This is a genomic window from Streptomyces sp. NBC_00386, assembly GCF_036063235.1.
Taxonomy (GTDB): Bacteria; Actinomycetota; Actinomycetes; order Streptomycetales; family Streptomycetaceae; genus Streptomyces.
This window is the reverse complement of the sequence record NZ_CP107950.1, coordinates 1,868,336-1,881,882: the sequence shown is the minus strand read 5'-3', so window position 1 is coordinate 1,881,882 and position 13,547 is coordinate 1,868,336. Positions and strand designations below refer to the sequence as shown.

General features: G+C 70.8%; 11 protein-coding genes. 6 read left to right on the top strand and 5 right to left on the bottom strand.

Going from position 1 to position 13,547, the window contains the following annotated elements:
• Positions 1-67: 67 nt before the first annotated feature.
• From OG780_RS08275 to OG780_RS08265, 3 genes are read left to right on the top strand one after another with little or no spacing between them, the layout of a single operon-like run.
• On the top strand, positions 68-1,009 hold the full coding sequence (locus OG780_RS08275) for an ABC transporter ATP-binding protein (RefSeq protein WP_328446172.1): 942 nt from the start codon (positions 68-70) through the stop codon (positions 1,007-1,009).
• Positions 1,006-2,391, top strand: coding sequence for an ABC transporter permease (locus OG780_RS08270; RefSeq protein WP_328446170.1), 1,386 nt, complete (start codon positions 1,006-1,008; stop codon positions 2,389-2,391). The genes OG780_RS08275 and OG780_RS08270 overlap by 4 nt, the downstream gene beginning before the upstream one ends.
• Positions 2,392-2,395: 4 nt before the next feature.
• A complete protein-coding gene (locus OG780_RS08265) occupies positions 2,396-5,152 on the top strand; it encodes a bifunctional YncE family protein/alkaline phosphatase family protein (RefSeq protein ID WP_328446168.1) in 2,757 nt (918 codons plus the stop codon).
• A gap of 120 nt (positions 5,153-5,272) precedes the next feature.
• Here the strand turns inward: OG780_RS08265 and OG780_RS08260 are convergent, their stop codons facing one another.
• Together OG780_RS08260 and OG780_RS08255 are read right to left on the bottom strand one after the other, a co-directional pair.
• Complete coding sequence (locus OG780_RS08260; protein ID WP_328446167.1) at positions 5,273-6,955, bottom strand: carbohydrate binding domain-containing protein; 1,683 nt, start codon at positions 6,953-6,955, stop codon at positions 5,273-5,275.
• A 155-nt stretch (positions 6,956-7,110) separates the two neighbouring features.
• Positions 7,111-8,298 (bottom strand): ATP-grasp domain-containing protein, encoded by a 1,188-nt coding sequence (locus OG780_RS08255; RefSeq protein ID WP_328446165.1) that lies wholly within the window; start codon positions 8,296-8,298, stop codon positions 7,111-7,113.
• A 251-nt stretch (positions 8,299-8,549) separates the two neighbouring features.
• On the opposite strand from OG780_RS08255, the gene OG780_RS08250 reads away from it, so the two are divergent.
• Both OG780_RS08250 and OG780_RS08245 read left to right on the top strand, forming a co-directional pair.
• Positions 8,550-9,458: a metallophosphoesterase family protein gene (locus tag OG780_RS08250; protein WP_328446162.1), complete on the top strand. Its 909-nt coding sequence runs from the start codon at positions 8,550-8,552 to the stop codon at positions 9,456-9,458.
• Positions 9,406-10,170, top strand: coding sequence for a 4'-phosphopantetheinyl transferase family protein (locus OG780_RS08245; protein ID WP_328446160.1), 765 nt, complete (start codon positions 9,406-9,408; stop codon positions 10,168-10,170). Before OG780_RS08250 ends, OG780_RS08245 begins: the two co-directional genes overlap by 53 nt.
• A gap of 46 nt (positions 10,171-10,216) precedes the next feature.
• Here the strand turns inward: OG780_RS08245 and OG780_RS08240 are convergent, their stop codons facing one another.
• Positions 10,217-10,447 (bottom strand): hypothetical protein, encoded by a 231-nt coding sequence (locus tag OG780_RS08240; RefSeq protein WP_328446158.1) that lies wholly within the window; start codon positions 10,445-10,447, stop codon positions 10,217-10,219.
• A 253-nt stretch (positions 10,448-10,700) separates the two neighbouring features.
• Between OG780_RS08240 and OG780_RS08235 the strand changes: the two genes are divergently transcribed.
• The gene (locus tag OG780_RS08235) at positions 10,701-11,744 is read left to right on the top strand and encodes an alpha/beta fold hydrolase (protein WP_328446156.1); all 1,044 of its coding nucleotides are present in this window, start codon (positions 10,701-10,703) and stop codon (positions 11,742-11,744) included.
• Positions 11,745-11,771: 27 nt separating this feature from the next.
• Here the strand turns inward: OG780_RS08235 and OG780_RS08230 are convergent, their stop codons facing one another.
• Positions 11,772-12,998: an MAB_1171c family putative transporter gene (locus OG780_RS08230; protein WP_328446154.1), complete on the bottom strand. Its 1,227-nt coding sequence runs from the start codon at positions 12,996-12,998 to the stop codon at positions 11,772-11,774.
• A gap of 13 nt (positions 12,999-13,011) precedes the next feature.
• On the bottom strand, positions 13,012-13,542 hold the full coding sequence (locus OG780_RS08225; protein WP_326790721.1) for a toxin-antitoxin system, toxin component: 531 nt from the start codon (positions 13,540-13,542) through the stop codon (positions 13,012-13,014).
• Between the last annotated feature and the right edge of the window lie 5 nt (positions 13,543-13,547).

Below are 13,547 nucleotides of genomic sequence, written 5' to 3'. Positions count from 1 at the left end.
CGTTGTGTAGCGTCCCTAAGGTCCCTGAGTGCTTCGAGTGCTTCGAAGGAAGGGACTCAAGGGACTCATGGACAGACCCCTCGCCGTCCGGGCTCGCGGGATCACCAAGTGCTTCGGCGACGTCGTCGCACTCGACGGCGTCGATCTGGATGTGGCACGGGGCCGGATCCACGGCCTGGTCGGACCGAACGGCGCCGGCAAGACGACCCTGCTCGGTCTCCTGCTGGGCCTGGCCGTCGCGGACGAAGGCCGCCTGGAGATCCTTGGCACCCCCCTGCGGCGGGCGCTCGCCGCCCCCGACGGTGTCGCCGGCTTCGTGGACGGGCCCGGCCTCTACCCTTCGCTCACCGCCCGTCAGAACCTCGCCGCCCTGGCCGCACTCCGCGGCCGGGGCGCGCGGGCGGCCGGGGTCGACGACGTGCTCGATCAGGTCGGGCTCACCGATGTCGCCGACGACCCGGCCCGCGGCTACTCCCTCGGCATGCGTCAGCGGCTCGGCCTGGCCGCCGCCCTGCTCACCGAGCCCCGGCTGCTGGTGCTCGACGAACCGTCCAACGGCCTCGACCCGGCGGGCAAGCGCCATGTGCACGGTGTCCTCAACCGGCTCGCGGCGAACGGAACCGCGGTGGTTCTCTCCAGCCACCGCATGGACGACCTCCAGGCACTGTGCTCCGAAGCCACCATCCTCGCGACCGGACGGGTCGTCTTCACCGGCCCGCTGGGCAAGCTGGCCTCCGAGAACCGTGAACTCGACTACCGGGTCCTCACCTCCGACCCCGGGGCCGCCCGTCTGCTGGCCCTCGGCACGGCCGGGATCCGTGTCGTCGACGACGCCGCACCCCGGCAGGACGCCGAGGCGCTCGTCGTGCGCGCGCTGGTTCCCGCCGTCGACGAACTGGTCGTGGGGCTCGTGCGCGCGGGCATCGCGCTGCGCGAGCTCGCCCCCGTGGTGTCGCCTCTCGAAGCCGCGTTCCTCGCCCTCACCGAGCAGAAGGAGACCGGCAGATGACAGCGACCGTCGCCGAGGACGGTGACCTCGGAGCACAGAGCCCGGAGGAGGCGGTCGCCGCCTCCCCCCGTGTCCCGGTCGCGCGTGTGTACCGCTTCGAGCTGGTCAAACTCGTCTCGCAGTGGCGGATCCGGCTGCTGCTCCTCGCCTGCTGGATCGTGCCGGCCCTCTTCGTCGCCGCGGTGAGCCGGCAGAGCACGCTCCCCGTCGACACCCTCTTCGGCCGCTGGATGCACGCCACGGGGTGGGCCGGAGCGCTGGTGATGCTCGGCTTCGCGGGAACCTGGGCGCTCCCCCTGCTGACCTCGGTCGTGGCCGGCGACGTGTTCGCCTCCGAGGACCGGCTCGGCACCTGGCGTCATCTGCTCGTGGCGGTCAGATCGCCGCGCCGGATCTTCGTGGCGAAGGCACTGGCCGGTCTCACCGTCATCCTGCTGCTCGTGGCCGGACTGGTCGCCTCCAGCTCGGCCGGCGGCCTCGTGGCGGTGGGCGACCAGCCGCTGGTCGGCCTCGACGGACACCTCCTGACACCGGCGGACGCCGCCGGCGAGGTCCTGCTCGCCTGGGTCTGCGTCCTCGCCCCGACCCTGGCCCTCGCCGCGATCGGCCTGCTCGGGTCCATCACTCTGGGACGGTCCCCGATGGGGCTCCTGCTGCCCGCGCTCGTCGCGCTCGCGATGCAGCTCGCCCAGATGATGCCGCTCCCCGTCGCCGTGCGCCTCGCGCTGCCCGGTTACGCCTTCATCGCCTGGAACGGTCTGTTCACCAGCCCCGCACAGCCCGGCCCGCTCCTCATCGGCATCGTGGTCAGCCTGCTGTGGGCCGTGGCCGCGACCGCGCTGGCCTACGTGCTCTTCATGCGGCGCGACTTCACCGACGTGGCGCACGACGGCTCGGGCCGCGGCGCGGTCATCGCCGGAGTCCTGCCGCTCGTCGCGCTGGCCGCCGTGACGGTCGCGGTCGTCGGCGCCGCCACGGGGGCCACGGGCTCCGGGATCGAGCAGGACAAGGTGCAGCGCTCGGCCGCCACGGCGTTCGCCCACCTCTACCGGCTCCAGACCGCTCAGCTCAACCGCCCCGCCGTCACGGAGGCTCAGCTGAAGGTCACGGCGAGCTGCGACAAGGGCAGTGTCAAGGTCGCGGCCGAGGGGCCGGGCAACGACTGGCGCTGTGTCATCTCCTGGCATCTTCCCGGCGTCGACGCCGTGGGGACGGCCGTCTACCAGCTCGATGTCACCCCGGACGGCCGATACATGGCCGACGGCGACGGACCGAAGGAGGTGAACGGCTACTTCCTCGTCCGCACACCGACCGGGGACGAACCGAACCCGCTGTGGCAGTTCGACGGCAACGTCGACCTGCTCGCCACCTCGAAGGGATGACTCCATGCAGGTAACGCGCCGCCGCCGGAGTGACGAGAAGGGGCGCAAGGGCCTTCTCGGCAGACACACCGGCAGACGGATACCTCTGGTGACGGCGGGCACCACCGTCCTCGCCCTCGTCGCCGCCGGGGCCGCATTCGCCCAGACGCGTCAGTTCGGCACGGACCAGGTCGGCCAGGTCACCGACCGGGGTCAGGTCGTCTCCAGCGACCAGTACATCGCCCCGTACGGCGACCGGCTCGTCGTGAACAACGGGAAGATCATGTCGTCCTCGGTCAGCCCGGACGGCACGCACCTCGCGGCCTCGGTCACCGACGGCGGGAGCGCCCTGTCGATCGTCGACCTGAAGAATTGGAAGGTGCAGCAGCTCGTCAGCAGCGCCGCGTCGTCGGTGCCGCGCATCAGCGGCAACAGCGTGGGCCAGGAAGGCCCCACGTACTCGCCCGATGGTTCGCAGCTCTGGCTGGGCCAGACCGACGGCTACACCCGGTTCACCGTGAACCCGGACGGCGGCGTCACCGCCCCGGTGTTCGTCCCGGTCGCGGCGGACGGGCCCAGGCACGCGCTGGTCGGCGCGGCGGTGTTCTCGTCCGACGGCTCCACCGTGTACTCCGCGGTCAACGGACAGAACCGGGTGGTCGCGATCGACGCGGCGACCGGGACCGTCCGGCAGAGCTGGAACGTGGGCAACGCCCCTCGTGACATGGCCGAGGTGGGCACCAAGCTCTACGTGAGCAACGAGGGCGGGCGTCCGGCGCAGGCCGGCGACACCACGCTCAACTCCTACAACACCCAGGTTCCGGCCGACCCGGTCACGGCTGCCACCACCACCGGCACCGTCAGCGTCATCGACCTGGCGGACCCGGCCGCGGCCGTCGCGAGCATCCCCGTCGGTCTGCACCCGACCGCCCTGTACGCCAAGGGCAGGGCGCTGTTCGTCACCAACACCGCCACCAACGACGTGTCCGTCATCGACACCGCCAAGAACAAGGTCGTCCAGACCATCGCGACCCAGCCGTGGCCGGAGGCGTCGGTCGGCTACGAGCCCGACGCGGTGACGCTCACCGACGACGGCCGTCTGCTGGTGACACTCGGCCGCGCCAACGCCGTGGCCGTCTACCGGTACCGGTCCCCGCAGGATCCGGTCCGATACATCGGCCTGCTCCCGACGGACTACTTCCCCGCCGAGATCGCCGCCGTCGGCAAGGACGTGGTGGTCTCCAACACCCGTGGCACCGATGCCCGTCGGCCCACCACCGCCGCCGGGCACGGCACCCACGACACGACGTCGAGCGTCCAGCGGTTCACGCTGCCGGACGACAGCGTGATCAGGGCCCAGACGGCCAAGGTCTTCCGGCAGAACGGCTGGACCCGCGGCTCGGTCGCCCGGTCCAAGGGCAGGAGCCACGCGAAGCCGGTGCCCGTCCCGCTGCGGCTCGGCGAACCCTCGACGATCAAGCACGTCTTCCTGCTCGTCAAGGAGAACCGGACCTACGACCAGGTCTTCGGGGATGTCCCGGAAGGCAACGGCGACCCGTCGTTGGCGCAGTTCGGCGAGAACGTGACGCCCAACCAGCACGCCCTGGCCCGGCAGTTCGGTCTGTACGACAACACGTACGACATCGGCACGAACTCCGCCGAGGGCCACAACTGGCTCATGCAGGCGGACGATCCGGAGTACACCGAGTCCTCCGCCGGTGAGTACCAGCGCAGTTACGACACCGAGGACGACGCACTCGGCCACCAGCGGACCGGGTTCCTGTGGACCGGGACGCAGGCGACGGGGAAGTCGGCCCGGGACTTCGGCGAGTTCCAGCAGTTCCTGGCCAAACCGGCGGACGCGAGCTGGCAGAACCTGTACTGCGACTCCAAGAACATGGCGTCGACCGGGCAGGACACCGCGTACACGCTGAACTCGTCCTCGCCGATCCCGTCGCTCAACGACGTTTCCGTGCACGGCTTCCCGAAGTTCGACACCAGCGTCCCGGACATTTACCGGGAGGAGATCTGGAAGCGTGACTTCGAGAAGAACGGGCCGGCGAACCTGAACATGTTCTGGCTCTCCAGCGACCACACCGGCGGTCCCGCGAACGCGGCCGCACAGGTCGCGGACAACGACCTCGCGACCGGCCGGATCGTCGAGGAGATCTCGCACAGCAAGTACTGGAAGGACTCGGCGATCTTCGTCGTCGAGGACGACTCGCAGGCCGGTCTCGACCATGTGGACGGCCACCGCGCCCCGATCCAGATCATCAGCCCCTGGGCCCGGCGCGGCGTCGTCGACAGCCACTACTACTCGCAGATCACGCTGATCCGGACCATCGAGCAGATCCTCGGGGTCCACCCGATGAACCAGAAGGACAGCGCCGCCACCCCGATGAGCGCGGCGTTCACCCGGAACGCGGACTACACGCCGTTCACCGCGCTGCCCAACCGGACCTCGCTGACCGACGGACTCAAGACCCCGCCCTCCTGCGGCCTGGACACCCCCGCGCCGCAGGACCCCGCCGCGGCGCCGGTGCCCTCGGCGAAGGTTCCGGCGGACAAGCGGGCACTGGCGGCGAAGTGGGACACCTGGAAGTCGCACCAGCGGCTGACCGGGCCCGACGCCGTTCCCGACTTCGCCAACCCCGCGCAGATGAACCACCTCACCTGGTACCAGACGCACGGGTGGACCAAGCCGTACCCCGGTGAGCACCGGATCTTCGCGCCGCAGGACGTGCCGGGCGCCTACCTCCCGTCGTCGGAGTCCGACGGCTGACGGCTGACGGCTGATGGCTGACGGCTGTCGCTGACGGCCGACAACTGGCCTACGAGCAGGACGAGATGGGCCGCCCGGATGTCCCGGGCGGCCCACCGCGTTTCCGTTGTCCCGTCGTCGTCAGCCCGTGAAGCCGGCCGTGATCGACGTGAACTGCCAGGTGCTCTGGCTGATGCCGGAGCAGTTGCTCACCACACCGCCCCCGGGGCAGGACCGGTCGCGGTTGACCGACCAGTAGGCGAGCCGGGCGATGTGATGGGAGTTGGCCCAGTCACGGATCGAGGTCCAGATCGCCGGGGTCGTGTTCTCCTGCTGGTCGGACAGACCGTTCATGCCGGAGATGCCGATGTGGGAGTAGGCCGTGGCGTCGTCCCAGCCGAAGGCCGACTTCAGCTTGGTCTTCAGCCCCTCGGTGGCGTTGACCGTGTTGCCGTACATGTCGGAGCCGCCGCCGAAGTCGAACGGCATGATGGTGAAGACGTCGATGTTCGCGTTCAGGGACTGTGCCTGCTCGATGAGCCGGTTGCCGTAGTAGGTCGGGCCGGTCGTCGAGGTGCCGAAGGTGACGATCGTCTTCAGGCCGGGGTTGTTGGCCTTGACGGTCTTCAGTGCGGTCAGGATCTTCGCCTGGACGGCCTCGTTCTCGAACTCGTCGGTGTTCTCGATGTCCATGTCGATGGCCTTGAGGCCGTAGGCGTCGATCACCTTCTGCAGAGCGCCGGCGAGCGCGCTCGCCGAGGAGCAGTTGGCACCGAGCTTGCTGCCCTGCCAGCCGCCGAACGACGGGACGATGTCACCGCCCGCGGAACGGATCTGGTTGATCGCCGTCTGGTCGACACCGCCGGTCAGCGCACGGCTGCCGTCCCAGGCCGGGTTGCAGCCACCGGAGTCGAGCACGAACGCCATCGTGAACCACTTGATCCCGGTCGCGCTCATCACCGTGGTCGGGTTCGGGGGATCGCCCCAGCCCTCGTACAGATAGGGAGCGGCCTGCTTGAAGCCGGTGCCGCCCCCACCGCCCGCGTCCGTGGTGACGCTCACGGAGTTGGAGGCCGCGGAGGTGTTCCCGGCCGCGTCACGCGCCTTGACGGTGAACGAGTACGCGGTGCTCGCCGACAGCCCGCTGACCGTGCCGCTCGTGCCCGACACATTGAGCACCTTGTTGGAGCCGCTGTAGATGTCGTACGCCGTGACGCCGACGTTGTCGCTCGACGCGCTCCACGACAGGGACACGCTGGAGGACGTCTTGCCCGTGGACTTCAGGCCGGTGGGCGTGGTCGGCGCCTGGGTGTCGCTGCCGCCGCCACCGCCGGGACCGTCGAGGCTGACGTCGTCGGCGTAGTAGGTGCCCTGCGCGTACCAGCCGTGGAGGTAGATCTTGGCGCTGGTCTGCGAGGCGCCGGTGGTGAAGGACACGGTGAGCTGGCTGTACGCCGACGGGGACGTCGTCCAGGTCGAGGCACCGCCGTCCACACCGAGGTAGACGTAGCTGCCGCGCACCCAGCCGGAGAGGCTGTACGTCGTGTTCGGCTGGACCGAGACGGTCTGGGTGCACTGCGCGGTGTCGCTCGAACTCGCCGCCCCCGCGAGGGCTTTGGAGCCACCGTGCACGGGGCTGGAGACGACCGACCCCAGGTTGCCGGAGCAGGACCAGGGGGAGAGGCTGCCCGTCTCGAATCCGGGGTTGGACAGGATGTTGGCCGCCTCGGCCGTACCCGGAAGGGCGACCGCGCCGGCGAGGGCCAGCGCGGCCGTGCCCAGCAGGGCGAGGAAACGATGTCTGGAACGTCTGAGCATGGTCATGCGCACGCGATCTCCCTGGGGATATGGGGGTGTTCGGGAGTGCAGAGAGGTGCGCAACCAAGTTGGTATGGACCAATCCCGCTGTCAAGACACTGCGCGGGAATTGGTCCAGACCGGTAAAGGGGATGGGGGGCCGGGGGCTGTGGGTGCCGACCCTAGGCAGGCGCGATCGCGGCCGTGGCGGCCGTGGTGGCCTGGGCGGGAACGGCGGACGCCGTCGCCTCGACCGGGGCGGACTGCGCGGACACCGGCTCCATGGCCTGCGCCGGCATCGCGGGCAGGGTGGGCGCGCCCGAGTCGGTCCGCTGCGCGGGCAGCGACACCGGACGCACCGGACGCGGCCCCGCGACCACCGTGTAGTCCGGTCCGAGGAACGGCGGAATCAGTTCGCCCGACTCCTCGCCCAGCGCCAACTGCACAGCGGCCCAAGGGGCGTTGACCCCGCACTGGGCGATCTGGTGCAGTCCGCCCGCCGGACGCGTGTTCACGTCCATCAGCACCGGCTCGTCGCCGTACATGCGGAACTGGATGTTGGACAGATAGTGCAGCCCGAACGCCTCGGCGAGCAGTCGGGCGGGCCCGGTCCACGCGTCGTCGAGTGTGAATCCGCGGCGCCGGCCGTTCTTCGTGCGCCCGATGGCCATACGGACCCGGCCGTCCGGCCCGGTGAGGCAGTCCACCGACACCTCCGGCTGTCCGAGGTGCGGCATCACCAGCCAGTCGACGGGCTCCTCGGCCGTGTGCAGCGCCTCCACCACCAGGTCCAGAGGCACGTACGCGCTCGGGAAGCCGTTGAGGTGCATGAGCGAGAACGGGGAACGGGTGATCACCCGGAAGCCCACCCCGCCCGCGCCCGCGGCCGGCTTGAAGCAGGCCCGCTCGCCCGCGGCCTCCAACTCCTCGACCGCCGCGACCAGTTCCTCCGCCGTACGCACCCGCCACCACGGGGGAACGGGAATACCCACGGCCTCCACGGCCTGGTACGCGACGACCTTGTCGTGGAAGACCGCGACCGCCTCCGCGGGCGGGGCCAGCAGCGCCGTACCGAGCGCCGCGAACTCGGCGCGCTGCGCCACGATCGCGTCCTGGTGCAGGACCGGCACGAACACGTCGATGGAACGGCGTGCGCACATGTCGAGGGCGTACTCGACGTAGGCACGCGGCGACAGGCCCTCGGGCTCCGGCTCGGCGGTGTCGGCGGCGGCCAGGACGGGCGAGTCGGCGTCGCCGTGGGTGGCGTGGATCTCGACCGCGCGGTGCTGCGGATTATTTCGCAGCTGGTCCATGAAGAACACGTTCTCCGCGTACGTGCGGTTGAGCCAGACGCGTACGCGAGAGCCCATGCAAGCCACCATTCAGGGTTTGCGGGCACGGCGGAGCGGGCCGGGCCCGGCCAGGGGTAGGGGAGGTACACCGAGCCGTCGCACGCCAAAGCAGATTCGAGCGGTGGTGTTGGGGCGATCATATGGGTCGCGGGACCCTGATGCTGCTACAGGGATGTTACGGATTCGGCTGCCTGCCCGACCGGGCCTCCTTGTCCGTCGGCGGGAGCGTGTGCTGTTGTGTTGGCATTCGCTTTCTACGGGGGTGTCGCGTGCGGCCGACAGACGGCGATGCCGGAAACCTGCTGGCCATCAGCGACCTGCACATCGGCTACGCCGAGAACCGCGCCCTGGTCGAGAACATGCGTCCCGAGACGGACCAGGACTGGCTCCTGGTGGCCGGTGACATCGGGGAGATCGTCGAAGACATCCGGTGGACCCTCCGGACGCTCGCCGACCGCTTCCGCAAGGTCGTCTGGGTGCCGGGCAACCATGAGCTGTGGACCCATCCCAAGGATCCGGTCCAGCTCCGCGGAGTGGCCCGCTACGAGCATCTGGTCGCCCTGTGCCGGGAGTTGGGCGTCATCACCCCCGAGGACCCCTACCCCGTCTGGAACGGGCCGGGCGGCCCCGCCGTCGTCGCGCCGCTCTTCCTGCTCTACGACTACTCCTTCCTGCCGCAGGGCTGTGCCACCAAGGCGGAGGGGCTCGCGTACGCCCAGGGGACCGGCATCGTGTGCACGGACGAGTACCTGCTGCACCCGGACCCGTATCCGAGCCGTGAGGAGTGGTGCCGGGCCCGGGTGGCCGAGACCGGGCGCAGACTCGCCGCGGTTCCCGAGGGGCTGCCGGTCATCCCGGTCAACCACTATCCCCTGGACCGTCACCCGATGGACGTCCTGTGGCACCCCGAGTTCGCCATGTGGTGCGGCACGGCGGCGACCGCCGACTGGCACCGCAGGTTCCGTGTCGAGACCATGGTCTACGGACATCTGCACATCCCCCGGACCACCTGGCACGAGGGTGTCCGGTTCGAAGAGGTGTCGGTGGGTTATCCGCGAGAATGGCGTACGCGACCGGGTCCGCCGGGCACGCTGCGCCGCATTCTGCCGATGGAGGTCAAAGCCGGTGATGGAGGAGCTGCTTCCGGAGTCGGTGGTGGTCGTGGAGAGCCACGGTGACGATCCGGCCGGGGACGCGAGTCTGTACCCCGAGGAACTGGCGGTCCTGACCCGGGCCGTGGGCAAGCGGCGCCGCGAGTTCGCCACCGTGCGCGTCTGTGCCCGGCGTGCCATGGAGAAGCTGGGTGTGGCCCCGGGGCCCGTGCTGCCGGGCGAGCGCGGGGCCCCGCAGTGGCCGGAGGGCGTCATCGGCAGCATGACCCACTGCGAGGGCTACGGCGCGGCCGCGCTCGCCCGCGCCGGCGATCTCGCCTCCCTCGGCATCGACGCCGAACCCCATCTGGCACTCCCCGACGACGTCCTGGACGTTGTCGCCCTGCCCGGTGAGTCGGACCGTCTGAACCGGTTCGGCGCCCGGGTACCCGCCGTCCACTGGGACCGGCTGCTGTTCAGCGCCAAGGAGTCGGTCTACAAGGCGTGGTTCCCGCTCACCGGCAAGTGGCTCGACTTCTCCGAGGCGGACATCGACATCTCCCTCGACCGGATCTCCCTCGACCGGATCTCCCTCGACCGGATCTTCCTAGACAGGGCGCCCGTCACGGACGGGCTCTCGGGAGACCTGAGGGCCCAACTCCTCGTCCCGGGACCTGTGGTGGACGGCCTTGTCGTCCAGACCTTCACCGGCCGCTGGACGGTCCGGGGCGGCCTGGTCGCGACGGCGGTCACGGTCCCGCACACCGGGCCGGGCCCGGTGCCGGGGTCCGGCGCCTGACCGTACGTCGCCACCCCGGCGCGGTCCCGGCGCCGACTGCGCGCGGTCAGCCCGGTTCCGGGCACCAGGCGTGCAGCAGTTCGAAGAACGCGTCCTCGTTGCCCGCGAGGCCCGCCGCCTTCAGGGCCCGTTCCGTCTCGGCGAGCACGGCGGGCGGGACCATGGGTGGCCGGCTTCCGTCCGGCGGGCCGTCGAAAGCCGCTCGTACCGTCTGGAGGAGGCGGAGGTAGGCCTGCACGGCGGCGCGTTCGTGGTCGGTCAGTACGGCGGTCGGCATCGGACGGCTCTCCCTGGTCGACTTGTCGTGACACTGGTCCTGAACCCAGCTTGCCGTCCGCCACTGACAATCCGGTTTCGGTCCCTGGAGGTTCGCCCGCTTAGCGGAGGCGAAACCTCACGGAAATCCCTGGTGGAACAGGGCCCCTACGCTGGAGGGGAGAGCAGGGGCCGCCCACCGGACGGCCTCGCAAGCCGCCGTCAGGCGGTTCGGGAGCCGCCTTCGCGGCGGCCTGGGAACGGGAGGTTCGCCCGTGGTCGACGTACAGCCCCGGCAGCCGCGGCGCACCGCGCGGCTGCGTTCGGTCGGTGACGGAGAACTGCGTCTGCGGCACCGCCTCGTGCACGGCTACCGGCGCGCCTACCGGATGGCGGGGCAGGGCCCGGCGCTCGTCCTGATCCACGGCATAGGCGACTCCTCGGCGACCTGGGCGGAACTGATCCCCGACCTCGCCCGAACGCACACCGTGATCGCGCCCGACCTGCTCGGCCACGGCGCGTCCGACAAACCGCGCGCCGACTACTCGGTGGCCGCCTACGCCAACGGCGTACGCGATCTGCTCGCCACGCTCGACATCGAGTCCGCCACCCTGGTCGGGCATTCGCTGGGCGGGGGAGTGGCGATGCAGTTCGCCTACCAGTTCCCCGAGCGCACCGAGCGGCTGATCCTGGTCAGCGCGGGCGGTGTCGGCGGCGAGGTCAACCCCGTCCTGCGTGCCGTGTCGCTGCCCGGAGCCCATCTGCTGCTCTCCACGCTGCGGCTGCCCGGCATGCGGCTGAACGTGGGCCTGTTCCTGCGTCTGATGCGTCTGCTCGACGCCGATCTGGCCCAGGACGCCCCGTCGTTGCTGAACCTCGTGGACGCGCTGCCCGACGCGACCTCCCGCAGCGCGTTCATCCGGACCCTGCGGGCCGTGGTCGACTGGCGCGGCCAGGCGGTCACCATGCTCGACCGCTGCTATCTCACCGAGGGCATGCCCACCATGCTGCTCTGGGGGGACCGGGACAGCGTGGTACCGGTGCGGCACGCCCACGGAGCGCACGCGGCCATGCCGGGCAGCCGCCTGGAGATCTTCGAGGGAGCGGGCCACTTCCCCTTCCACAGCGATCCGGCGCGCTTCCTCGCCCTGGTCGAGGAGTTCACGGCCACCACCGGTCCGGCCGACTGGAGCCGCGAGCACTGGCGGGAGCTGCTGCGTGCCGGGCGCCCGGGTACGGCGGCGGGGCAGCCGGACACCGTCCGCAACCGCGAGGTGGAGCGGGACCTGCGCGAGGCGAGCGAACGCAGCGCGACCTGAGGGCCGGACGAGGGACCGTGGACGGGGTCAGCCGGTTCGTTCGCGGGTGTCGTGCTCGGGCCCGGTCGCCGTCCGGCCGCGGACGGCCGCGACGACCGGCGAGTGGCGCAGCGCGTTCGACATGCGCACGAGGTCGCGCCGGCCGTCGGTGTGCGCGAACGTGGACCCGGTCGCGGGCGGCGCTTCCGCCGTCTCGGCCGAGCTGATGACACGGCCCTCCGGGTCCGCGGCCCTGGCCCGCACCGCCACGGTCACCATCGCCGCGTCCGCCTCGGCATGCGCCTCGGCGGCGGAGGAGCCCGCCGCGACCGCGGCTCCGTACGCCCGGGAGCGCACCTCGGAGTCGAAGTAGGGGTAGAGGCTCAGCATGCCGTCGTGGATGTCGGACTCCCGCTGGGTGACCTGGAGTTCGGCGGGCGACCACCAGGACATCCGCACCGCGCGGTCCTCCGGTACGGAGACCGGCTTCAGTTCGCGCCACAACGGGCCGAGCCGGCGGTAGGTCGACCAGGTGTTCCAGCTGTCCTCGATACGGTGCCAGGCGAGGGGGAGGCAGAAGCCGACGGCGGTGATCTGGGCCCCGGCGGAGGCGAGCAGGGGGGCCACATTGGTGCTGAGGCCGTCCAGGTCCGTGTCGTTCCAGCGGGCGACCACCGCGGTGAACTTGGCCGCGGAGTAAGGGATGTTGCACAGCGACCCGAAGGCGATGATCACCAGCCCGGCGCGCAGCCGGCCGCGGACCTGGACCGCCCAGCGCCAGCACATGATGTTCATCGCGACACCGGCGACCGTGAGCGACGCGAGATACAGGACGATCATCTCGCGGATGAAGGGGGTGTTGGCGTAGTACGTGTCGAGGTCGCGCAGCCGTTCGACGGAGGCGTCCCCGAGGGCGAACAGGACGATCAGTGCCACGCCGACCACGGTGTACCCGAGGGTCCAGCGGAGGGAGAGCCGCCGGGTCACCTCGGGCGGTCCGCCGCGCCAGTTGATGATCAGCACCAGGCACGAGGCGCTGTAGGCGCTCAGCAGGCAGTAGACGAGGGGGGCCGAGACGTTGGGTATCCCGGTGACGTCGTTGACCGCGGCGATGGTCGGCGGGGCCGCGAAGAGGAACACCAGGCCCGCGAGGGCGAGGAGTACGCCGACGGAACGCAGCAGCGGGTCGCGCCAGCCGCGCAGCAGTGAGGGCCCTTTGAACGCGATCGCCGCGCCCATGGCGACGGCCGGGATGTAGTAGCTCGATCCGTCCATGCGCCCGGGACCTTCAGCCTCGCGGCCCGCGACAGCCCAGGGAGGCCTCGATGCGGCCGGCCAGACCGTGCCGTTGCACCGGGCCGCGCAGTGAGGAACCGGCCAGCCAGGTACGGCACTTGCTGGCGAGCAGAAGGCCGAAGCTCTCGGCCTCCTGTTCGTCGGCGAGGTCGAAGCGGGTGCGCGCCGCCACTTTCAGGACGGTGGCCTGGAGGTCGGCCCCGTCGCCGAGTAAGCGCGCCGCGACGGCCGCGCCGTCGACGTGATGGCTGCAGTGTCCGGCCTTCATGTGCCACAGCTCGTGGCCGAGGATGACCAACTGGTGGTCGGGCGCCGTGCGTTCCTCGATGACGACCAGGTCCTGCTCGGCCATGTCGAGCCACAGTCCGCTGGCGGTGCCGGGCGGGAACGCGGCCGTACGGAACTGGACGGGACGGCCGCGGCGTCGGCTCATCGCGCCGCACAACGCGGTGTAGAGGTCGGCGGGGGCCGCCGGCGCGGGGAGCGAGAGCTCCGAGACCAGCTCGCCGCACAGGCGGCGCATTTCCC